General features: G+C 42.0%; 21 protein-coding genes. 7 read left to right on the forward strand and 14 right to left on the reverse strand.

What is annotated here, in order from left to right; translation table 11 throughout:
- Nucleotides 1-56 precede the first annotated feature (56 nt).
- Both B5F91_RS02950 and B5F91_RS02955 read left to right on the forward strand, forming a co-directional pair.
- Entirely contained in the window at nucleotides 57-1184 is a 1128-nt protein-coding gene (locus tag B5F91_RS02950) for an SPOR domain-containing protein (protein ID WP_087427615.1), read from the forward strand.
- A 16-nt stretch (nucleotides 1185-1200) separates the two neighbouring features.
- Nucleotides 1201-1740: an FHA domain-containing protein gene (locus B5F91_RS02955; RefSeq protein WP_087427616.1), complete on the forward strand. Its 540-nt coding sequence runs from the start codon at nucleotides 1201-1203 to the stop codon at nucleotides 1738-1740.
- 87 nt (nucleotides 1741-1827) lie between these two features.
- Here the strand turns inward: B5F91_RS02955 and B5F91_RS02960 are convergent, their stop codons facing one another.
- Nucleotides 1828-2325, reverse strand: a complete 498-nt coding sequence (locus B5F91_RS02960; protein WP_087427617.1) for a thioredoxin family protein — start codon at nucleotides 2323-2325, stop codon at nucleotides 1828-1830.
- A gap of 377 nt (nucleotides 2326-2702) precedes the next feature.
- On the opposite strand from B5F91_RS02960, the gene serB reads away from it, so the two are divergent.
- The 3 genes from serB to trmD all read left to right on the forward strand — a co-directional run bounded on the left by serB (nucleotide 2703) and on the right by trmD (nucleotide 6018).
- Nucleotides 2703-3938, forward strand: coding sequence for a phosphoserine phosphatase SerB (serB, locus tag B5F91_RS02965; RefSeq protein WP_087427618.1), 1236 nt, complete (start codon nucleotides 2703-2705; stop codon nucleotides 3936-3938).
- A 137-nt stretch (nucleotides 3939-4075) separates the two neighbouring features.
- On the forward strand, nucleotides 4076-5329 hold the full coding sequence (locus tag B5F91_RS02970; RefSeq protein ID WP_087427619.1) for a DEAD/DEAH box helicase: 1254 nt from the start codon (nucleotides 4076-4078) through the stop codon (nucleotides 5327-5329).
- Nucleotides 5330-5343: 14 nt separating this feature from the next.
- Nucleotides 5344-6018 carry a tRNA (guanosine(37)-N1)-methyltransferase TrmD gene (trmD, locus tag B5F91_RS02975; RefSeq protein WP_087427620.1) on the forward strand — a complete coding sequence of 225 codons (675 nt, stop codon included), beginning with the start codon at nucleotides 5344-5346 and terminating at the stop codon, nucleotides 6016-6018.
- Nucleotides 6019-6165: 147 nt separating this feature from the next.
- Here trmD and B5F91_RS02980 read toward each other — a convergent pair whose 3' ends face one another.
- The 3 genes from B5F91_RS02980 to B5F91_RS02990 form a co-directional block, all read right to left on the reverse strand.
- On the reverse strand, nucleotides 6166-7080 hold the full coding sequence (locus B5F91_RS02980) for a dihydroorotate dehydrogenase (protein ID WP_087427621.1): 915 nt from the start codon (nucleotides 7078-7080) through the stop codon (nucleotides 6166-6168).
- Nucleotides 7068-7844: a dihydroorotate dehydrogenase electron transfer subunit gene (locus B5F91_RS02985; protein ID WP_087427622.1), complete on the reverse strand. Its 777-nt coding sequence runs from the start codon at nucleotides 7842-7844 to the stop codon at nucleotides 7068-7070. Before B5F91_RS02985 ends, B5F91_RS02980 begins: the two co-directional genes overlap by 13 nt.
- Before the next feature lie 104 nt (nucleotides 7845-7948).
- Complete coding sequence (locus B5F91_RS02990; protein ID WP_087427623.1) at nucleotides 7949-8401, reverse strand: helix-turn-helix transcriptional regulator; 453 nt, start codon at nucleotides 8399-8401, stop codon at nucleotides 7949-7951.
- Nucleotides 8402-9085: 684 nt separating this feature from the next.
- On the opposite strand from B5F91_RS02990, the gene B5F91_RS02995 reads away from it, so the two are divergent.
- On the forward strand, nucleotides 9086-9673 hold the full coding sequence (locus B5F91_RS02995; RefSeq protein WP_087427624.1) for a sugar O-acetyltransferase: 588 nt from the start codon (nucleotides 9086-9088) through the stop codon (nucleotides 9671-9673).
- Nucleotides 9674-9770: 97 nt separating this feature from the next.
- Here B5F91_RS02995 and holA read toward each other — a convergent pair whose 3' ends face one another.
- On the reverse strand, nucleotides 9771-10787 hold the full coding sequence (holA, locus tag B5F91_RS03000; RefSeq protein ID WP_087427625.1) for a DNA polymerase III subunit delta: 1017 nt from the start codon (nucleotides 10785-10787) through the stop codon (nucleotides 9771-9773).
- An 80-nt stretch (nucleotides 10788-10867) separates the two neighbouring features.
- Between holA and B5F91_RS03005 the strand changes: the two genes are divergently transcribed.
- Nucleotides 10868-11317 carry a type I restriction enzyme HsdR N-terminal domain-containing protein gene (locus B5F91_RS03005; protein ID WP_087427656.1) on the forward strand — a complete coding sequence of 150 codons (450 nt, stop codon included), beginning with the start codon at nucleotides 10868-10870 and terminating at the stop codon, nucleotides 11315-11317.
- Between the two features lie 73 nt (nucleotides 11318-11390).
- Here B5F91_RS03005 and B5F91_RS03010 read toward each other — a convergent pair whose 3' ends face one another.
- From B5F91_RS03010 to B5F91_RS03050, 9 genes are all read right to left on the reverse strand, one after another.
- Nucleotides 11391-12182, reverse strand: coding sequence for a C4-type zinc ribbon domain-containing protein (locus tag B5F91_RS03010; protein WP_087427626.1), 792 nt, complete (start codon nucleotides 12180-12182; stop codon nucleotides 11391-11393).
- A gap of 2 nt (nucleotides 12183-12184) precedes the next feature.
- Nucleotides 12185-13279, reverse strand: coding sequence for a Nif3-like dinuclear metal center hexameric protein (locus B5F91_RS03015; RefSeq protein ID WP_087427627.1), 1095 nt, complete (start codon nucleotides 13277-13279; stop codon nucleotides 12185-12187).
- A 338-nt stretch (nucleotides 13280-13617) separates the two neighbouring features.
- Nucleotides 13618-15108: a proline--tRNA ligase gene (proS, locus tag B5F91_RS03020; protein ID WP_087427628.1), complete on the reverse strand. Its 1491-nt coding sequence runs from the start codon at nucleotides 15106-15108 to the stop codon at nucleotides 13618-13620.
- Between the two features lie 126 nt (nucleotides 15109-15234).
- Entirely contained in the window at nucleotides 15235-16386 is a 1152-nt protein-coding gene (locus B5F91_RS03025; protein WP_087427629.1) for a DUF6057 family protein, read from the reverse strand.
- Between the two features lie 138 nt (nucleotides 16387-16524).
- On the reverse strand, nucleotides 16525-18534 hold the full coding sequence (locus B5F91_RS03030) for an alpha amylase C-terminal domain-containing protein (protein WP_087427630.1): 2010 nt from the start codon (nucleotides 18532-18534) through the stop codon (nucleotides 16525-16527).
- Nucleotides 18535-18549: 15 nt separating this feature from the next.
- The gene (locus B5F91_RS03035; RefSeq protein WP_087427631.1) at nucleotides 18550-18993 is read right to left on the reverse strand and encodes a YhcH/YjgK/YiaL family protein; all 444 of its coding nucleotides are present in this window, start codon (nucleotides 18991-18993) and stop codon (nucleotides 18550-18552) included.
- A 31-nt stretch (nucleotides 18994-19024) separates the two neighbouring features.
- Complete coding sequence (locus B5F91_RS03040) at nucleotides 19025-19690, reverse strand: DUF2461 domain-containing protein (protein WP_087427632.1); 666 nt, start codon at nucleotides 19688-19690, stop codon at nucleotides 19025-19027.
- A 70-nt stretch (nucleotides 19691-19760) separates the two neighbouring features.
- Nucleotides 19761-20552, reverse strand: a complete 792-nt coding sequence (locus B5F91_RS03045) for an inositol monophosphatase family protein (RefSeq protein WP_087427633.1) — start codon at nucleotides 20550-20552, stop codon at nucleotides 19761-19763.
- A 1-nt stretch (nucleotide 20553) separates the two neighbouring features.
- A complete protein-coding gene (locus B5F91_RS03050) occupies nucleotides 20554-21675 on the reverse strand; it encodes a phosphatidylinositol-4-phosphate 5-kinase (protein ID WP_087427634.1) in 1122 nt (373 codons plus the stop codon).
- Nucleotides 21676-21739 lie beyond the last annotated feature (64 nt).

Consider the following 21739-nt stretch of genomic DNA (forward strand, 5'->3'; position numbering starts at 1 on the left):
TAACAAAATACCCAAGAATCGTAATATATAAAAGAAAAAAATCTTATATTTGCAGTATGATTGAATTAGCTAAACATATCGAAGTATTGCTTTTGGAGAACGATTGCGTAATCGTTCCCGGCTTGGGTGGGTTTATAGCCCATTACTGTTCTTCTAAATATAATAAGGAGACACGTGAATTTTGTCCGCCGGTACGTTCTATAGGATTCAATCCGAAGTTGGTAATGAACGACGGGTTGTTGGTTCAATCATACATGCAAGCCTATAATACGGACTTTCCTGATGCTACCCGCAAAATAAAAACGGTTGTAGAGGAGTTGAAAGAAAAACTGTATCAAGACGGTCAGGTATGCTTGAACCAAGTGGGAACGTTGTATTATAATATAAACGGTGTGTATGAATTTGAACCGGCTGAAAATGGTTTTTTCACTCCATCGCTGTATGGGTTGGTTGCTTTTACACCTCAACAGCTGCCATTCAGACCTGCGATGGCAACCGAACCGTTACGTCGTCAGAAACCGGTAATGCAATTGCCACGGCATAAGCAAACCTATTCTTATCGGCGTTGGATGAAAAACGCGGTGGCTGTAGCTGCTACCATTTTATTGTTTTTCTTGTTTTCTGTCCCGGTAAAAAACACCTATATTGATGAAACCAGTTATGCGTCATTAGGTTCTGCGGGGTTGTTTGATGCAATCCGAAACCAATCGGCTGCTTCCAGTGTGCTTTCTCCTATTTCACAAGTTGCTCAAGAGAAAGAAAAGCCACAAGGGCAAAAGAAGCAAGTCAAGAATAATGTAAATACGCTGAAGCCGGTTGCTGTAAAAACAGAAAAGGTAGAAACGCTTCCTGAAACTAAACAAATAGCCCGTGCTACAAAAAAGGAAACAAAGGTTTCTGTGGCTTCTCAAAAGAAAGAAACTGTAAAAACTGTTCCGGCAAGCAAAAAGAACGGCAAGGTAAGCCATATTATTGTAGCGAGTCTTACAAATGCTACTGATGCTGAAAGTGTAGTGGAAAGTTTGAAAAAGAAAGGTTACACAGAAGCGCAGACGGTTATTTCTCAAGGACGTTATCGGGTTTCGTTATATCAGTATGCCGACAAAGCGGATGCTTATAAAAAAGTACAAGAATTAAAGAGTTTGAAAGATTTTGCTTCGGCATGGGTGTTTACTTCTAAATAAAAATCAAGCAAACAATATGAAGAGAGTAAGATGTCCGAAATGTGACAATTACATCCAATTTGATGAAACCAAATACCAAGAAGGCCAGTCGTTGGTATTTGTATGCGACCAATGTAAGAAACAATTCTCTATCCGGATCGGGAAATCCAAACTTAGTGCAGGAACTCGGAAGGAAGAAATAATTGATGAAAAAGAAGGTACACAAGATTGGGGTAATGTGGTGGCTATTGAAAACGTATTCGGTTATAAACAAGTATTGCCTTTGCATGAAGGAGACAATCTGATAGGACGCCGTTCGAAAGGAACCGAAGTCGATATTCCGATAGAAACCAACGATCCAAGCATGGACCGCCGCCATTGCATACTGAATGTGAAACGGAACAAACAAGGTGAAATCATCTATACGCTACGCGACAACGACAGTATTACCGGCACATTTGTCATGAATGACCTTTTAGGACCGAAAGACCGGATTCGCTTAGAAGACGGCAATGTCTTTACCTTAGGTGCCACTACCTTAATTTTGCGAACAGCAAAAAGTGATTCTGAAGAATAAAAAAATCCCGCACAAGCTAAGATATGAATTCAAGTTGTGCGGGATTTTTGTTTGCTTTTTGTTGTATTCAAGTCAATCGAATCTTCTTTACTTTTTCAGGTAAGAAGCCAATTCGGCAGGAGTTACGTTTTTTGCAACAATCATTCCTTTTGCATCTACCAGATAATTGGAAAAACCATTTCTCAAATCGAATGCACGAAATGCTTCCGAATCGGAACCGTTTGTCTCCACATAGCAGCGGGTGTTTGTAAGCCCGTCCTGCTCTACCGTTGCGTCAAATACTGATGCATAGCGGTCAAAGGAAACAGAGATCATCTTCACTTGGCTTGTTTCGCCAGCCAAATGCGCCAATGCGGCATTGTTTTGTCTGGACACCGCATCGTAACTTGCCCAGAAGCTCAACAATGTATACCCTTCACGGGCGGAGTGCAGGTCGAGCGGCTGCACGGTGTCGCAAAGAACCAATGCAGGAATCTTGTCACCTTCCTGTAGCTTCTCTGCATGAACATTCTCTTTGCTAAACGCAAGAGAAATCACGGAACTGAATACTAATACAACAAAAAACCATTTTACATTTTTAATCATGTAATTTGATTTTAGTTAATACTATTCGGGACTGTCGTTCTACAGTGATTTCTACCCGAACTATTGTTTGAATGAAAACTGCAACAACTATGCCACAACTTTCATTTATTATTGAAATCGCTGCAAAGATAGGCGTTTCATGCATAGGTTGTATCTAAAAAGAATGAAAAATATGTTTTTCAGCATAAATCTTGAGTTATATCAAGTTTAATTATATCGCTTCTTTTCAATATATTCAAGGTTTTACGCATAAATACATTATCATAGAAGAGTATAATTTCCGCTAAAATTGCAATTCTTTTCAGCAAGTGCCTTTCTTATCAAAATAATCTGTATCTTTGTAGACAAGAAGACTAACAGCATTTGAACCATACCGTATGGAAAAAACAAATACCGAACTCATTTTGATACGAATCAGCGGATTGGACCGTCCGGGACTAACCGCTTCCATTACTGAAATATTGTCGCGATACGAAGTCGACATCATGGATATCGGGCAGGCAGACATCCATAGCACCCTTTCATTAGGCATCCTTTTTAAATGTAACGAAAAAGATTCGGGTAACGTAATGAAAGACTTGTTGTTCAAGGCTTCAGAATTAGGTATCAACATCCGTTTTTATCCCATTTCTGCGGAAGAATACGAAGAATGGGTGAACATGCAGGGCAAGAACCGCTACATCCTGACATTGTTAGGACGTAAGCTGACCGCCCAACAGATAGCAGGAGCCACTCAGTTGCTTGCCGACCAAGGGCTGAACATCGATGCCATCCGGCGCCTGACAGGACGTATCCCATTAGACGAGCAAAAGGCAAGGGTACGTGCCTGTATCGAATTCTCCGTGCGCGGCACTCCTCACGATACCGAAGAATTGCAGCGCGAACTAATGAAGCTGAGCAACCGCTTGGAAATGGATTTCTCATTCCAAAAAGATACGATGTACCGGCGGATGCGCCGTTTGATTTGTTTCGATATGGACTCCACGCTCATTAAAACCGAAGTGATAGATGAACTGGCAGAGCGTGCGGGAGTAGGCGAACAAGTACGCGCTATTACTGAACGGGCGATGAGAGGTGAAATTGATTTCCGTGAGAGTTTTACCGAACGGGTAGCATTGCTCAAGGGATTGGATGAAAGCGTGATGAAGGACATAGCCGAACACCTGCCCATCACCGAAGGAGTGGAACGGCTGATGTATGTGCTGAAGAAATACGGTTATAAAATCGCCATCCTTTCGGGGGGATTCACTTACTTCGGCAATTACTTGAAAGAGAAATTCGGTATCGACTATGTGTATGCCAACAACTTGGAAATCGTAGACGGCAAATTAACTGGACGCTACTTAGGAGATATTGTAGACGGACGGCGGAAAGCAGAATTATTGCAGCTAATAGCTCAAGTAGAAAATGTGGATATTGCGCAGACCATTGCCGTCGGTGACGGAGCCAATGATTTGCCGATGTTATCCGTAGCCGGGTTGGGCATCGCCTTTCATGCCAAACCAAAGGTGAAAGCCAACGCCCGTCAGTCCATTAACACCATCGGATTGGATGGCGTATTGTATTTCTTGGGATTCAAAGACTCGTACCTTGACGAGCGGGCGAACCGTTAATGATGATAGCTAATTTATTGTATGGAACACAGAGACACTGAGACACAGAGTTTTTATTTAAACAACAGTAGAGAATATGCTTTATTTTTTCTCTGTGCCTTTGTGTCTCTGTGTTCAATAAATACCCTATATAATATATGAAGTTTACTGAACTGAATTTGGAAGATAGCGTCTTGGATGCGCTCGACGCAATGAACTTTAAAGAATGCACACCAGTGCAAGAGCAAACTATACCCGTCATATTGGAAGGAAGAGACCTGATAGGTGTGGCACAAACCGGCACTGGAAAAACCGCCGCTTATTTGCTTCCCGTCATCAACCAATTAAGCAAAGGAGGATATCCCGCCGACGCTATTAATTGCGTCATTATGGCACCTACCCGCGAATTGGCACAACAAATAGACCAGCAGATGGAAGGTTTTTCCTACTTCATGCCAGTATCAAGCGTAGCCATTTACGGGGGGAATGATGGAATACGTTTCGAACAAGAGAAGAAAGGATTGACTTTAGGGGCTGATGTCGTTATTGCAACCCCTGGCCGTCTCATCAGCCATTTAAGCTTGGGGTACGTTGATTTGTCGAAAGTCTCTTTCTTTATCCTCGATGAAGCCGACCGGATGTTGGATATGGGATTTTCGGACGACATCATGCAAATCGTGAAATACCTGCCTAAGGAACGTCAGACCATTATGTTCTCCGCCACGATGCCGGCAAAGATACAACAGCTGGCAAAGACCATCCTGAACGACCCGGCGGAAGTGAAGATTGCCGTATCAAAGCCTGCCGATAAAATCATCCAAGCGGCATACGTGTGCTATGAAGGACAAAAGTTAAACATCATTCAAAACCTGTTCAAAGAGCAAAAGCCGGAACGGGTCATTATTTTTGCTTCTTCGAAACTGAAAGTAAAGGAAGTAGCAAAGGCATTGAAACGGCTCAATCTTAATGTAGGAGAAATGCACTCTGATTTAGACCAAAGCCAGCGTGATGAGATAATGCACGAGTTCCGCAATGGACGCATCAGTATGCTGGTGGCTACTGACATCGTGGCACGAGGCATTGACATTGATGACATCCGTTTGGTCATTAACTACGATGTGCCGCATGACAACGAAGATTATGTACACCGTATTGGTCGTACTGCCCGCGCTAATAACGATGGATGTGCCATTACATTTGTTAGCGAAACCGAACAGACCCGTTTCAAACAAATAGAAAATTTCTTGGGAAAAGAAATCTACAAGTTACCTTTACCGCCTGAAGTAGGTGAAGCACCGGTATATGCTCCACATGAAAACAACCGTAACAAAAGTGGCAGAGGTAAAAGAGGCTGGAAGAAGCGTTCATTTAATAACCGGCGTCCACAGAAAAAAGGCGGAAACAAACAATAATTTTTTGAGTACCTATGCGAATAGACATTATTACCGTTTTGCCCGAAATGCTGGAGGGATTTTTCAATTGTTCCATTATGAGCAGGGCACAGAAGAAAGGCATTGCTGAATTTCACATACACAACCTGCGAGACTATACGTTCGACCGCTATCGGAAAGTGGATGATTATCCGTTCGGAGGATGTGCGGGAATGGTGATGAAGATTGAACCGATAGACCGTTGCATCTCGGCACTAAAAGCTGAACGCGATTACGATGAAGTCATCTTCACGAGTCCCGACGGAGAACAATTTGACCAAAAGATGGCGAACACGTTGTCGATGACCCAAAACCTGATTATCTTGTGCGGGCATTTCAAAGGCATCGACTACCGCATCCGCGAACATTTCATCACGAAGGAAATCAGCATTGGCGATTATGTACTGACGGGAGGCGAACTGGCTGCTGCTGTCATAGCGGATGCCGTGGTGCGTGTAATACCTGGAGTCATTTCCGATGAACAATCAGCACTATCAGATTCTTTTCAAGATAATTTACTGGCTCCTCCTGTATATACACGTCCTGCAGATTACAAGGGATGGAAAGTGCCCGACATTTTGCTTTCGGGTCATGAGGCGAAAATACGCGAATGGGAGTTCCAGCAATCGGTGGAACGGACCAAGCGTTTACGTCCCGACTTGCTGAAGTAACCCATCGAGTAAGATAATTGAACACAGAGACGCGGAGGTGTAGAGTTTCTATTTTTCTACTACATTTGCCATATCCCATTAAAGATAGCAAACAATGAATATATGTCATAAGAAAAAAGCTCTGTGCCTCCGTGTCTTTGTGTTCAATTAATTTACTTCCAATGCGCCGATAATATCTTTTACCGAAGTGAAACCGTGACGGTCAAGGTACTCGTTAATACCTTCTGCAACTTTTACTGTTATTGCAGGGTCAATGAAATTAGCGGTTCCTATCTGTACGGCTGATGCCCCCGCCAACAGGAACTCTACCGCATCTCGTGCGTTCATGATTCCTCCTAATCCGATTACCGGAATCTTCACCGCTTTGGCAACTTGCCATACCATACGTAAGGCAATGGGCTTCACTGCAGCTCCGCTCATTCCTCCGGTGACGGTAGACAATATCGGCTTGCGTTTTTCGGCATCAATCGCCATACCTAATAAAGTATTGATAAGCGACACGCTATCAGCTCCGGCACCTTCTACCGCACGGGCAATTTCAGTAATGTCGGTCACATTGGGCGATAGTTTTACGATTAAAGTCTTATGGTAAACTTTCCGTACAGCAGATACAACCTCTGCAGCCCCGTGAGCCGTTACGCCGAAAGCCATTCCGCCCTGCTTTACGTTCGGGCATGAGATGTTCAATTCAATGGCAGGAATACAGTCCAGCCCGTCGATGATGCTTGCCGTTTCAGCATAATCTTCTATCTGCGACCCCGACACGTTTACAATCATATTGGTGCGGATATCCTTAATCTGCGGATAGATGTGTTCTACAAAATAATGCACTCCCTTGTTTTGCAAACCTACCGCATTCAGCATTCCCATCGGAGTCTCCGCCATACGCGGATAGGGATTCCCTTCGCGGTGATGCAACGTCGTACCTTTTACGATGATGCCTCCGATTTTCTCCAAATCTACAAAATCCTGAAATTCGAGTCCGTAACCGAATGTGCCTGACGCAGTCATTACCGGATTCGACAAGGCTAATTTGCCAATGTTTACGCTTAAATCTGCCATAATAATTTCTTTATATTAAATACCGGACCTTCTTTACATACACACACATGACCTTCCTTGGTGTTTTCCACACAACACAGGCAAGCACCTACACCGCAAGCCATCGTATTTTCCAATGAAGCCTCACATTCGATACCGTTTGCTGCGGCATACTTGGCAACCGCTATCATCATCGGTTTCGGGCCGCAAGTGCAAATTAAGTCGAATTTGTTTTCTTTTAATACGCTGTGCATCGTCACATATCCCTTTTCGCCGTAACTTCCGTCTTCGGTTGTAGTATATACGTCGCTCAACGCCTTAAACAAATCTAATTGCAGTAAATCGTTTTTCGAACGTGCTCCCAACAAGAATGTCGGTTTACAGCCCTTTTTCAGCAAGGTTTCGCCTAAATACAAGAGCGGAGCTGTGCCTACACCTCCACCGATAAGCAAGACTTTCGTTTGAGGATTTTTCGGTACTGAAAATCCGTTTCCTAAAGGCATTACAATGTTTACGGTATCACCTGGTTGGACTGTAGCTAACTTTCGGGTTCCGTCACCTACCAACTGAATCAAGAACCACACTTCGTTCTTTTTGCGGTCTACATAATTAATAGAGATAGGGCGACGCAAGAATGTCGTGTTCGAACCGTCTACCCGAATTTCGGCAAACTGTCCCGGAAGCATTTCAGGTAACGGGGCGGCTTGTGTCAATTTCAGCAATACATAGTTTGCATGCAAACGTATGTTTTCTGTCACTGTCAAATCAAGAATGTATTTCTTCATAAATAAATTGAGGTAAATTCGTTATTTCGGGCAAAGATAACGAATTTACCTCAATTCATATACAAAGGTTTCAGAGTTTTGCGAACAGACGGAATGGTTTACCGTCACGATTTTTCAGGGCGGAACACCTGAAAGGTGCCGTTATCAAAGAAAATACGTATTTCAACGATTTTCGGTTGAGGCTTTTCGATATACTTAACCTCTTCTCGGACAACATCTTTTGATGTATTATTAGGTAAAGAAGAGGCATTTTCCTTGCGAAAATCGAAACGAACCGTAGTCCCGTCCGCAATTTCTGGATTCTCATTGCTTCCAGAGAATGAAGAAACCGTTGTCTCGGGAGTATCAGCCTTCCTCATTTCGCCTTCGCCATAAAGTAGCCAGTCCAGGTTGATAGAAGGGTATGCTTTATGAATTAGCAGAGCAACTCTTAAGCTAATTTCATTCCGTCCTGTTGTTATATGAGATAAAGCAGAAGCTGAAATGCCTATTTTTTTTGCAAACTCGGCATTAGTCAATGCTTCTTCCTGCATAAGCTGTAAAATCCGGTCTTTCATTGTTCAAATATACATATAAACTTAATGAGTACAAATGTAATGCCTTTTATTTTCATTTGCAAATATACATGTAGAAAAATATATTGCACATTTGTATATAAGGTGAATACATTTGTAATCATTTTAAAGATATACAGATGTAAACCAAGTTAATTTGCATTCGATTAAACTTTAATATATAAGTATAAATGATTGATTAATAGTTAAATATAATTGATGTGTAGGTGTTTACAATCCTATAATATCGAAATGTATACGCTTAGGTATCGTTGCTTTAAACCATATTTTGAATAATAACAGATAGTTCGTTGGGTTTTAGCGTATTATTCTGTTTCTGAATAGGTTGGATATATTTGCATCTACATTTATAAAAGTAAACAATACAAATGTAATAACTATGGTTTACTTTTGTAATCGCTTTCAGAGTTTGAATATAGTGTTATTTTTCAATGTACAAATACAAATGTAAACGCTTGTATTTACATTAAAAATATAGAAATGTATATATCGAAATGTAAAGTATTCTACCCGCAATAAAAATAAATTGTACCGTTTTGCGAGATTTGAGAATTTGCGGACAGAAATTCAGAAGCATCCGATTTTTCGATTCTCGTGAAAATGTTTAAATTTGCATCAATACATTCCTTACACAGAAAAAACACATACACTTTAAAATCAGAAAAGATGGATACAACAGATTTAGATTTGGAATTGCAGCGGATGCGCTCCGGTCTGCCTTATAATGCGCATACTCCGGCTATGTATGCGTATCGCGATGAAGTGAAAAAGAAACTTCACCGGCTGAATGTGACGGAATATCATACGGAGAAAATGCCGGAGGTATTACGTTCCCTGTTCCCTAATTCGGCTGCTGATTTCTATGTAGAGCCTCCCTTCTATTGCGATTATGGAGAAGGCATCTATGCTGCCGAAGGAGTGTTTATCAACTTCGGTGCCGTAATTCTCGATGGAGCAAAAGTTACGATTGGGAAAAAGACTTTGATTGCTCCGGGAGTACATATCTATACTGCCCAGCATCCGTTGGATGCGGATGAGCGTGCCGTATGGGAAAACTGCTTGCCTGTTACTATCGGAGAGCGATGCTGGATTGGCGGGCACGTTACTATCTGTCCGGGAGTGACAATCGGAGACCGATGTGTGATAGGTGCCGGTGCTGTTGTGGTCAACGATATCCCGGACGACTCCTTGGCTGTAGGCAATCCGGCTAAGGTCATCCGAAAGTTGAATCAGAAAAAAAATGTTACAAAATGAACAAAATGCGAGCCGCAAAGACATAGGCAAATACTTATTTATTCCTTGTGTCTTTGCGGCTTTTTCCTATTTGGTAATTGGAGCATTTAGTGGGCTTTTAATGCAGTATCAGATATACTAATTCGCGCAACAGTTCCCCATCGGAAATGGATGCATTGCCTACGCCTTTTGAGCGGACATCACACTGACGAATAGCCTCAATAATTCTCATTACCTTTACGCCTGTATACCGATGCATGGCAGCCTGATAGTCCCGGGCTTGCCAAGGAGAGCGTAAACTGAGTTGGGCAGCTATCCCTTGCTCGTTTTTCTCCGGAGCATAATAAGCCAACATCAGATTGGAGAAGAAATTAAATAATACAGCCAACGTTACTTGCAATGGATTGTTTTTCGGATTTTCTTCAAAGTATTTTACTATTTGATTTGCCTTGAACACATCTTTTTCAATCAAAGCATTCCGCAATTCGAAGTTATTGAAGTCCTTGCTGATGCCGATATTCCGCTCTATTTGTTCGGGAGTAATCCGCCGTTGTCCTTTCGGAAGCGTGATAATTAATTTTTCCAATTCGCCCGCCATCCTGTTCAAGTCCGTCCCGACAAATTCTGCCATCATCTCAGATGCCTTCGGTTCGATTTCTACTTGTTTCCGTTTTAGATACGAAGTGATAAAACCCGGAAGTTGAGCATCCTTTAGCTTTTTCGATTCGAACAGCACGCCTGCCTTATCCAATTCAACTGTCAACTTTTTTCGTTTGTCCAGTGAGCCGTGTTTATAACAAATCACTAAAATAGTCGAAGGCATCGGCTTCTTCAGGTAATAAGACAGTTCTTCCAAATTCTTTAAATTTTGGGCTTCCTTAACGACTAACACTTGATATTTAGACATCATTGGATAGCGTTTTGCTGCGTTAATGACTGTGGCAATATCAGTATCAGAGCCATATAGGACGGTTTGATTGAATTCCTTTTCAGTCTCGGTCAAAACATGTTCTAAAATGTAATCTGCGATGCGGTCGATATAATAATCTTCTTCTCCCATCAGGAAATAGACAGGAGCATATATTTTATTTTTCAAGTTTCGGGCGATTTCTTCGTATGTAGTCTCTTTTGCCATAACTAAAGCCTTTCCTTTTCGTTATCTTTTTTGTATTTTTGCGTAATAAAAACGATTTCTTTATGATGCAAAAGTACGAAATGTTGGCTTTAAACCTACCTCCTTATCCGTTTAAAATATCTAATAGAGAAGGGAAAAAATTCATCTTCGATATGCTTCGTAAAAAGTATGTTGCCTTAACTCCCGAAGAATGGGTACGGCAGCATTTCACTCATTTGTTAGTAGAGCACAAAGGATACCCTCAAGGATTATTGGCAAATGAAGTGCAACTTAATTTGAACGGGACAAAAAAACGCTGTGATACGGTTCTGTACAACCGTGACCTGAGCGCCAAAATGATAGTGGAATATAAAGCGCCGAATGTAGAAATTACGCAAGCTGTATTCGACCAGATTACACGGTATAATATGGTATTGAAAGTCGATTATTTGATTGTGACGAACGGCATCAATCACTATTGTTGCCACATTGATTATATCACGCATTCCTACCGTTTCTTACCTGGAATTCCTGATTATGTAGAACTATAACAATGAAGCTGTCTCAAAATGGATGCTAATTTTCATTTTGAGACAGCCTCGTGTTACCTGTGTGCTATAAAATTTACTTCTTCTTTGCTTCCAATTTATTTTCTTGAGCCACTCCTGCCAATTCCGGGTCAATCATGATGCGACCGCAATATTCACACACGATGATTTTCTTTCTCATGCGGATATCCAATTGTCTCTGAGGCGGAATCTTATTGAAGCAACCGCCGCATGCATCACGCTGTACGTAGGTAATTCCCAAACCGTTACGCGAATTCTTGCGAATACGTTTGAAGGCCTGGAGCAAACGAGGTTCGATAGTCGCTTCCAACGTTTTTGCCTTATCTCTTAACTTCTCCTCTTCTTGTTTAGTTTCCGAGATAATTTCGTCCAATTCATTTTTTTTGGTTTCCAAATCCTTCTTTCTCTCTTCCAGTTTTTCGGTATTCTGCTCTATTTCCTGTTGTTTGGAAGCGATAGAAGCGGTATATTCCCTGATACGTTTTTCGCACAATTCAATTTCCAATGTCTGAAATTCAATTTCTTTAGTCAACACGTCATATTCACGATTGTTGCGTACATTATCTTGTTGTGCTTTATACTTATCGACGGAAGCTTTAGCTGATTCGATTTCGATACGTTTAGTTGTCACGTTTGATTTCAGTTCTTCTATTTCACCTTTGATTTTCTCAATACGGGTACTCAATCCGGTCACTTCGTCTTCCAAGTCTTGCACTTCCAAAGGAAGCTCGCCTCTTAGAGTCTTGATTTTATCAATTTCAGACAACATGGTCTGCAATTGGTACAACGCTTTCAATTTTTCTTCTACGCTCAGTTCGCTGGGATCTTTTTTTGCTTCTCTTGCCATAATTATAAATATTTAATCGGATTTGTATTGATTCGGGTCATGCGGAGTTCCAATGCCGGAAACATCTTTTCCAGCAAAGAATAAATCAGTTCCTTGGTGTACTGCTCGCTCTCATAATGACCGATTTCTGCTATTAAAACACTGTTTTCGTAATAAAAATAGTCGTGGTATTTCACCTCGCCTGTGATGAACACATCAGCATGTTCCGATACAGCACGGGGCAATAGAAAAGCCCCTGCCCCTCCGCACAAAGCAACCTTCTGAATCAGTCTGCCCGTCATGCGCGAATGCTTCACACAGCCTACTTCGAAAGTCTGTTTGATGCGCCGCAAGAAGTCGCTTTCGGTTTCAGGCTCTTCCAATTCGCCTATTACTCCCGCTCCTGCTTGTGTCCATACATTTTGCACCGGATAAAAGTCGTATGCAGGTTCCTCGTATGGATGAGATGCCAGTAGCGCCCTTTCCGCCTCCCGTTTGCGATAGGCAGGAAGAATGGTTTCTATCCGCACTTCCTCTTCTTGATGCAATTCGCCTATTTTGCCGCAGAAAGGATGCGTGCCTTCGCCTGCACGGAAAGTCCCCTTCCCTTCTATATTATAACTGCACGAGTCGTAATCGCCGATACATCCGCAACCTGCTTTAAATAACGCATTACGTACTTCATCCGCTTGCTTCTGAGGCACAAATACTGCCAATTTTAACAATGCATTCTCTTTGGGTTCCAAGATGTGCACTTGTTTCAGTCCTATCTTCTCGGCTATCTTGAAATTGACGCCTTGCGGAGCATTATCCAAGTTGGTATGCATCGAGTAGACCACAATGTCATTTTTGATGGCTTTGATGACACACCGTTCTACATAGTCTTTTCCTGTGACCGACTTAAATCCTTTAAAGACAAGCGGATGATGCGAGATAATCAGGTTGTACCCCAATGTTATCGCTTCGTCCACCACGGCTTCGGTTACGTCCAGACACAACAAAGCCCCTGTAGCTTCCGCGTCTGTCAATCCTACTTGCAGGCCGGCATTGTCGAATCCGTCTTGCAAGGGCAGAGGCGCGAACATCTCAAGGGCATTCAGAATTTCCTTAATTTTCATGTTCTACGAAAAATATTCGGTGCAAAGATAATGAAAAGCCGTGATATGGGAAAGTTTTCGAAGGAAAAATACGTTTCGAACTTTCTTTGTGAACGAATTTGCGAACGAATGCGGCTTCATCGGCTAACACATACTGCTTCATCAGCCGACACATACGGCTTCATCAACCAATGCATGCGGCTTCGTTAATCAACGAAGCAAATATGTTTAAAAAAACAATGTCATCCTAAGCAAAGCGAAGACTCTCGTGTGCATCAACTGATGTTTCGAGCTCATTCACCTTGTTTAGAATGACAAAATGAAAGATGATTTTTATTTTGAGGTAATCCTCATGTTTTTTAATACGCACGCGCAAATAATACACGGCGAGCAGAAGGTTTGCCTGTCAACATATCCACACCCGGAGTGAGGCTTTCTTCGTCTGCCTCAAACGGAATACAGCGGATAGTCGCTTTAGTTTCTTCTTTGATACGCTCTTCGGTTTCGGTCGTGCCGTCCCAGTGAGCCAAGATAAAGCCGCCCTTTTCGATTTGTTCCTTGAACTGGTCGTAAGTGTCCACCTTGACAATGTGCTCGTTGCGATACTTCAATGCTTTTTGATAGATATTTGCTTGGATTTCTTCCAACAAATTCTTTACATATTCTTCGATACCGTCACATGAACGGGTCTCTTTCTCCAACGTATCGCGGCGCATCAGCTCGATAGTGTTGTTTTCGAGGTCTCTGCCTCCCATAGCCAGACGCACGGGAACGCCTTTCAACTCATAATCTGCGAATTTGAATCCCGGACGTTTGTTGTCGGCATTGTCATACTTCACAGAGATGCCCATGCTACGCAGTTTTGCAACGATACCTTCCACTTTCGCGTCAATCTGCTTCAGTTGTTCGTCATTTTTATAGATAGGCACGATAACTACCTGAATCGGAGCTAAATGCGGTGGCAAAACTAAACCATTGTCATCCGAATGGGTCATAATCAGTGCACCCATTAGACGGGTAGATACGCCCCATGAAGTAGCCCATACATAATCGAGTTTATTGTTTTTGTCGACAAACTGTACGTTGAATGCCTTTGCAAAGTTCTGCCCCAAGAAGTGAGACGTACCGCATTGCAATGCCTTGCCGTCCTGCATCAAGCCTTCAATGGTATAGGTATCCAATGCTCCCGCAAAACGTTCGTTGGCACTTTTCACACCCTTGATGACGGGCACTGCCATATATTTTTCTGCAAAATCGCCATATACGTGAAGCATTTTTTGTGCTTCAGCTTCAGCTTCTTCACGAGTCGCATGTGCTGTATGTCCTTCTTGCCACAAGAATTCAGCCGTGCGCAAGAAGAGGCGGGTACGCATTTCCCAACGCATTACGTTTGCCCACTGGTTACACAAGATAGGCAGGTCTCGGTATGAGTTAATCCAGTTCTTATACGTGCTCCAAATGATGGTTTCCGAAGTGGGTCGGATAATCAGTTCTTCTTCCAGCTTAGCAGCAGGGTCAACGATGACACCTGAACCGTCTTCTGCATTTTTCAAACGGTAGTGAGTAACCACCGCGCATTCCTTCGCGAAACCTTCTACGTGTTCCGCTTCACGGCTGAGGTAAGACTTTGGAATCAGCAAGGGAAAGTAAGCGTTGACGTGTCCCGTTTCCTTGAACATCGTGTCCAACTGATGTTGCATCTTTTCCCAGATTGCATATCCATAGGGTTTGATTACCATACAACCGCGCACAGGCGACTGTTCTGCTAAATCGGCTTTTACAACCAAGTCGTTATACCATTGTGAGTAATTCTCACTTCTTTTGGTCAGTTCTTTAAGTTCTTTTGCCATAAAATTTATCTATTTATTTGTTGTTTCCTAATTGGTTTATCCCTAACTGTTTCGATAAATATATAAGAAATTTGGTCTGCAAAATTAGTAAAAAAGGTACTGATAGCCTATAAGAAAGCTGTTTTTTTATTCTTGATAATCGAAATACCACCAATAAGTATCGCCGAATTCCCTTCGCATTCCGTTCCGTTCCATAACAGAGGAAGCAAAATCGGTTTTCCGTTCATGGTATTCATCATATCGTTTTATTAGAATGCTGTCAGTTATGAGGAAGGGGCAATTCGGATGAGATTCACGGTACATTAAGAGGGCTTCCTTATAATAGCGGGATAATGTATCTTCTGTTTCATAAAAATCCGTTAAAGCCTTTCCGAATGCATCTATTTGTTTTTCAAGTAATAATGCGGATAAATAGTAATCCAATGCTGTATATTTGCCTGTGCCTCTATAACAGATGTTGCGTAAAAATTCCATCCGGTCTTCTCCTGTATACGGACGGACTCCGAGCAGATAATAAATGGAATCGTTGGTATAGCGTAATGTTTGCATAGAATCGTTGGCAAAAAAGAGTCCGTCTGAACGATAATATTGCGGATAAGCAAAAAGTTTTTCTCCTAACAGTCCGGCACGTGACATAGCTATAGAACGAAGTACAGTCAAGGTTCGTGTTGCTTCCAAAGACTTCTCTCCTACTTTCAGTACTTCTGTATATCGATGTTCACGCAGATAGCGTTCAGCTTCCAGTTCGTGATGGAACTTGCGGTTTGTATTTCCTATCAGAACCGTCATCAGGCAAAGCAGGATAAGGATGAGCAAATTGTAATTCATCAACGAAACAGGGTTGCTTTCTTTGTTCAATCGGTTTCTCAATAATCGGCGTAGCCAAAATACCAGCAGGCTGTAAATCAGCAGAATGATAGGAAGTAACCAGCCCCAAGGCGTATGATAATCTTCTGTATAAATGTTTTTCCCTATATCTGTCAACACTCCTAAAATAAGGCATGAAGGCAAATAGGAAAATGCGCGTACATTGCCTTTTAATCCTAATAAGCAATTGACACCCCATCGAAGCAAAATTAAAATAAAGGTGATAATGATAGCACTAGCCAAAGGGGCAAAATGTGTTTTCCCGTGTGCTAATGAAAAATGCAATGCTTCTAAAACATCACGTTGAAAAACATATAAATAAACAAAGCTGAAAAGAGCAAAAAGAAAGCCGCACACAACGGTTTGTATGCGAGCGGCTTTCTTATAAGCAGTATGGATGTATTCACTCATATTGGTTTGACTGGTGTTTTTTAGTTAGAGGCTGTGTCAAAATAGAAATTAGCTTTCATTTTGTCATCCTGAACGTAGTGAAGAATGACATTACTTTTTGATAGTAAATTTCCATTATGACACATCCTCATCCAAGGACTATTTCTGGCGTTTCAACACTACAGCCGAACGTGCCGGAATGTAGAGTTTGAGCCATTCTTTTTTATCTTTTGCATACAACGGATCGGCACAAGTAAAGTGAGGAATTGAATCATCTGAGAATCCGAATCCGCCAAATGCTTTACTGTCTGTATTCAACACGACATGATATTCTCCACGCGGAACCAAGAATCCGTAATCGGTAAACGAACGTGTCGGGTTAAAGTTGAATACAAATACCAAATCCTTCCGGCGATATGCCAAAACTTGATCACCGTCATTATGCCAAACTTCTATCACATCGGTTTTTTGGATGTTCTTGACACTTTCTATCAAATGTACCATAGCAGAATCGAAGTCTCCTAAATACTGGTAACACAAAGAAGGATCATCTACCAAATGCCATTGGCGGCGGGCATATTTGTATGACCAACCGTTGCCTTCGCGTGGGAAATCAATCCATTCGGGATGACCGAACTCGTTACCCATAAAGTTCAAATAACCTCCGTTGATAGTAGAAGCGGTCAGCAAACGAATCATTTTATGCAACGCTATGCCTCGTTCTGCAACACCGTTTTCATCACCTTTGCGGAAATGCCAGTACATATCTGCATCAATCAGGCGGAAGATGATTGTTTTGTCACCTACCAATGCTTGGTCATGGCTTTCGCAATACGAAATGGTCTTTTCATCTTTTCTCCGGTTGGTTACTTCCCAGAACAAGCTGGACGGTTTCCAGTCTTCATCTTTGCGTTCTTTGATAATCTTGATCCAATAATCCGGAATATTCATTGCCATACGGTAATCAAAGCCATATCCTCCGTCTTCAAATGGAGCAGCCAGTCCTGGCATACCCGAAACTTCTTCGGCAATGGTAATGGCACGCGGGTTGACTTGGTGAATCAGTTTATTTGCCAAAGTCAAGTAGCAAATAGCATTGTCGTCTTGATGCCCGTTAAAATAATCTTCATAACTGCAGAAAGCTTCACCTAATCCGTGACTGTAATAAAGCATTGAAGTCACGCCATCGAAACGGAAACCGTCGAAATGGAATTCTTCCAACCAATATTTACAGTTAGATAGCAAGAAATGAAGCACTTCATTTTTCCCGTAATCAAAGCAAAGCGAATCCCATGCAGGGTGTTCGCGGCGGTCACCTTGATAGAAATATTGGCAAGGGTCTCCTGCAAAGTTGCCCAATCCTTCCACTTCATTTTTTACTGCATGCGAATGAACAATATCCATGATAACGGCAATTCCCATTTGGTGTGCTGTATCAATCAACTGCTTCAATTCGTCAGGCGTACCGAAACGAGAAGACGGTGCAAAGAAACTGGATACGTGATAGCCGAAACTTCCGTAGTAAGGATGTTCCTGAATAGCCATAATCTGAATGCAGTTATAACCGTCTTTCGCTACACGTGGAAGAATGTTTTCGCGGAATTCATTGTATGTTCCCACTTTCTCTGCATCCTGAGCCATACCGACATGGCATTCATAAATCATCAAAGGACCTACATTGGGAGTAAAAGTCTTCTTCTTGAACTTATACGGTTTTGCAGGATTCCAAACTTGTGCACTGAATATTTTGGTATTGTCGTCTTGAACTACACGGGTAGCCCATGCCGGAATACGTTCGCCACATCCGCCTTCCCAATACACTTTCAGTTTGTATAAGTCACCATGTTTCATGGCTTTTTCAGGAAGGTTGATTTCCCAATTTCCGCTGTTCTTTACTTTTTTCAGTTTAAATTTAGGCGATTCTTTCCATTCGTTGAAATCACCTATCAGGTAAATGGCAGTGGCATTGGGTGCCCATTCACGGAATGTCCATCCTTTTTCCGTACGGTGCAAGCCAAAATACAAATGTCCTGTTGCAAAATCAGATAATGTTTTTTTCCCTATGAGTTCCTTTTCTTTGTCGATAGCATGTTGGTGTCTGCCTGTTATCGCGTCTTTGTAAGGCTCAAGCCAAGGGTCGTTTTTGATGATGTTCAATACTTCGTCCATAGCATTAGCATTTATTTAATATATTCGTACTTTTACTATTACTTTTTTCACTCCGTCGGGCGTTATACCGGGAGCGTGTCCGTCTTCGGGGAAAAAGATAGCGAACATTCCGGGTTTAATCGTTAGATAATCTTGTGCCAGCCCTTCATAGAACGTTATGTCTTTTTCTGCATTATATTCTGCTTCTGGCAAGTCTGCGCGTGGAGTATAGCCCATTAATTCTACTCCTGACAGCGGAAGCTGGATATCAATAAAGTTATTATGTGTTTCCAGTTTGGCTTCTTCTTTGCTTTTTGGACGTGCTTGGGCAAAATTAACAGTCAATTCATTTTCTTTCAGTGTCAACTTTCCCAGTTCGTGCGTATCCAAATTGGTTGCTTTCAGAAAAGCGATCGCATCTGCAAAAAGCGGATTCAGCGATGCGTATTTTTCAAGATTTTCCAGTTTATCGACAACCATAATCGTATAATTTAAAAGGTTTATAATTGAGTTATTCAAAATCGTCTATTGTAAAATTCGTAAAGTCGGCAAAACGTTTCAATTGCTTGAATACATCTGCTATTCTATCCAAAAATTGCGGATTATCAAAAAATGTGTCCGGAATCCGGCAGGAAACGATATAATCTTTACATTGGATATATTGTGGATAAGGAAAGTCTTTCGGAAATCCTTTGGGCATTGTTTTCAGATGCTCCTCTCCTATTATAGGGAAATATGCTTTGAAAGCCGGATCTTCTACAATGGCACGAAATTCGTCTATATTATCATAGACCGATTGTCGGACAGCCTTCAACATATCTGATGGCATACACCAACTTCCTCCTGCCAGCATGCAGTTATCCGGCTCTAAGTGAATGTAATAGCCACAATGATTCGATTTTTTCCCTTTGGCATTTATGTATCCGCCGATGTGAGTCTTATAAGGAGATTTATCAGAAGAAAACCGGATGTCACGGTAAATCCTGTACGTGCAGTCCGTTGGCTGGACATGAGACACACTATCGTCAAACACCGCAATGCGTGCTATTACAGCAGACAATAGCTCCTCAAAGTTTTGCTGCACGTGCTGATATTCCGTTTTATGTTCTTGAAACCAAGGGCGGTTGTTATTGACAGCCAAACGTTTCAAGAAATCCAATATTTCCGGTATATTCATGTCTTTCCTTTTTTTGGTCACACAAATATATGAAAATATTTGGAGAAAAATAAATTAAAACAGAAGTATTTTACAACTTGCCAATAATATCCAGCAAATCAGCGTGTAATTTCCCATTCGAAGCCAATACTTGTGCTCCCGAATAAAAAGAATTGCCTCCTTTGAAATCAGAGACTTTGCCTCCTGCATTTTCCAGAATAAGTGTTCCTGCAGCGATATCCCACGGTCCTAAAAAAGCTTCAATGCGGGCTTCGAAACGGCCTGCGGCTACATAGCATAATTCTACAGCTGCAGCCCCCATTAACCGCAATCCGCCCACATTGCCGTATAATGTGTTTACCAAATGAACCGCCATGGGTCTGTATGCTTCTGCATTATATGGAAAACCCAATTCGATAAAAGCGTCATCCAATGCCGAAACCGAAGAAACATGTATTTTTGTTCCGTTCAAGTAAGAGGCTGAACCTTTATAAGTCCAAAAACATTCATCACGTGTAATTTCATATACTACCCCTATCAACAATCCGGTTTTTCCCCGTAATGCGATACTAACACAATAAGGAGCATTGTCATGGATAAAGTTCGTTGTTCCGTCCAGCGGGTCTACTATCCAGCAATAGTCCGCTTTCTCGTTGCGGGCTATACTTTCCTCTTCAGTAATAAAGCCCGCTTCTGGAAGCAACTCTTTCAGGCGTGTAACGATGCGGCATTCTGATTCTTTATCAACGTATGACACATAATCGTGGGCATGTTTTTTCTCTACAACGTTCCGGTCAAACTTTTTCCGTTCTTCCCGGATAAAAGTTCCAGCCTCTTTGGCTGTGATTCGTACCTGCTCGGTCAGAAATGCTAAGTCTAACATGTTATTTTTTCTCCTCCAACAGTCTTCCGTTGCGGAATGTTCCTTGACGGGTTATTTTGCCATTGGCATCTGTTTCGATAAAAGCGCCGTCTTTTTTTCCTTGCTTGAAAAATCCTTCGAAACGCGAACCGTCTTTGTTTACGATAGTTCCTTTGCCGTGTTCTTTCCCTCCGGCAAATTTACCTGTATATACCGAGCCGTCCTGCATACGCAAAACTCCGTCTCCTTCCGCTACATTGTTTTTCCATTCTCCTTCATATTCGTCACCGTTGCCCCATTTATAGTGCCCGTGTCCCGAACGTTGGTTGTTTTTCCATTCCCCTTCATACACCGCGCCGTTTTGCCAGGTGAATGTGCCGGTTCCTTCTTGTTTGCCATTCTTGAATTGGCCCACGTATTTATCCCCGTTCGGATACGTGTAAATGCCTTCCCCGGTACGTTCTCCGTCGGCATAATCCCCTTCATAGCGTTCTCCGTTTTGGAAATAATAAGTGCCTTTGCCATGCTGTACGTCATGTACCCAATCACCTACATATTTATCTCCATTGGTATAATAGAAAGTGCCTTTTCCGTCACGTTCGCCGTTTTTCCATTCACCTTCATACTTCGATTCGTCTTCCCAAATCATGACTCCCGTCCCGTTCTTCAGGTCATTTTTCCATTCACCTTCATAACGGGCACCTCCGTTCCAGGTATATGTTCCTTTCCCGTTCCGTTTGTCTTGATGCCACGAACCGATGTATTTATCACCGTTATAATAATACATTGTACCCTCGCCTTCTTGAAAGTCTTGATACCACATGCCTTCATAACGGTTGTTGTTCATGAAATAATAAGTGCCTTTGCCATGCTGCTGGTCCTCAAACCATTCTCCAACGTATTTTTCTCCGTCGGCAAAAGTATATGTGCCTTGTCCCTGGCGCATCCCTTTTATGTATTCGCCTTCGTAAATGTCTCCGTTTTTGAATACGGTCCTTCCTTTTCCGTTCGGGCGTTTCCCTTTCAGTTCACCCGTATATTCTGATCCGTCTTTGAATTTATAATACCCTAACGACATTTGGGCAGAAGCAGAAAGGCTTCCCAGCCCCATAAATGCCCATATTAATAATGTATATTTGTTCATTCTTTTCAATGCTGTTTTTTTTAAAGCCGTCCAAAATTAGTTCTTTTACTTAAGCTACGGCAAT

The sequence above is a fragment of the Bacteroides sp. An322 genome, from assembly GCF_002161765.1.
Classification (GTDB): domain Bacteria; phylum Bacteroidota; class Bacteroidia; order Bacteroidales; family Bacteroidaceae; genus Phocaeicola; species Phocaeicola merdavium.

Coding starts and splice junctions, on each gene's coding strand:
- B5F91_RS03035 (WP_087427631.1), bottom strand. CDS start 18,993: ATGGTTGTCGATAAACTGGAAAATCTTGAAAAATACGCATCGCTGAAT.
- B5F91_RS02990 (WP_087427623.1), bottom strand. CDS start 8,401: ATGAAAGACCGGATTTTACAGCTTATGCAGGAAGAAGCATTGACTAAT.
- B5F91_RS02955 (WP_087427616.1), top strand. CDS start 1,201: ATGAAGAGAGTAAGATGTCCGAAATGTGACAATTACATCCAATTTGAT.
- trmD (WP_087427620.1), top strand. CDS start 5,344: ATGCGAATAGACATTATTACCGTTTTGCCCGAAATGCTGGAGGGATTT.
- B5F91_RS03040 (WP_087427632.1), bottom strand. CDS start 19,690: ATGAATATACCGGAAATATTGGATTTCTTGAAACGTTTGGCTGTCAAT.
- proS (WP_087427628.1), bottom strand. CDS start 15,108: ATGGCAAAAGAACTTAAAGAACTGACCAAAAGAAGTGAGAATTACTCA.
- B5F91_RS02960 (WP_087427617.1), bottom strand. CDS start 2,325: ATGATTAAAAATGTAAAATGGTTTTTTGTTGTATTAGTATTCAGTTCC.
- B5F91_RS03010 (WP_087427626.1), bottom strand. CDS start 12,182: ATGGCAAGAGAAGCAAAAAAAGATCCCAGCGAACTGAGCGTAGAAGAA.
- holA (WP_087427625.1), bottom strand. CDS start 10,787: ATGGCAAAAGAGACTACATACGAAGAAATCGCCCGAAACTTGAAAAAT.
- serB (WP_087427618.1), top strand. CDS start 2,703: ATGGAAAAAACAAATACCGAACTCATTTTGATACGAATCAGCGGATTG.
- B5F91_RS03045 (WP_087427633.1), bottom strand. CDS start 20,552: ATGTTAGACTTAGCATTTCTGACCGAGCAGGTACGAATCACAGCCAAA.
- B5F91_RS02970 (WP_087427619.1), top strand. CDS start 4,076: ATGAAGTTTACTGAACTGAATTTGGAAGATAGCGTCTTGGATGCGCTC.
- B5F91_RS03025 (WP_087427629.1), bottom strand. CDS start 16,386: ATGAGTGAATACATCCATACTGCTTATAAGAAAGCCGCTCGCATACAA.
- B5F91_RS03005 (WP_087427656.1), top strand. CDS start 10,868: ATGTTGGCTTTAAACCTACCTCCTTATCCGTTTAAAATATCTAATAGA.
- B5F91_RS03030 (WP_087427630.1), bottom strand. CDS start 18,534: ATGGACGAAGTATTGAACATCATCAAAAACGACCCTTGGCTTGAGCCT.
- B5F91_RS02985 (WP_087427622.1), bottom strand. CDS start 7,844: ATGAAGAAATACATTCTTGATTTGACAGTGACAGAAAACATACGTTTG.
- B5F91_RS02980 (WP_087427621.1), bottom strand. CDS start 7,080: ATGGCAGATTTAAGCGTAAACATTGGCAAATTAGCCTTGTCGAATCCG.
- B5F91_RS03015 (WP_087427627.1), bottom strand. CDS start 13,279: ATGAAAATTAAGGAAATTCTGAATGCCCTTGAGATGTTCGCGCCTCTG.
- B5F91_RS02950 (WP_087427615.1), top strand. CDS start 57: ATGATTGAATTAGCTAAACATATCGAAGTATTGCTTTTGGAGAACGAT.
- B5F91_RS02995 (WP_087427624.1), top strand. CDS start 9,086: ATGGATACAACAGATTTAGATTTGGAATTGCAGCGGATGCGCTCCGGT.
- B5F91_RS03050 (WP_087427634.1), bottom strand. CDS start 21,675: ATGAACAAATATACATTATTAATATGGGCATTTATGGGGCTGGGAAGC.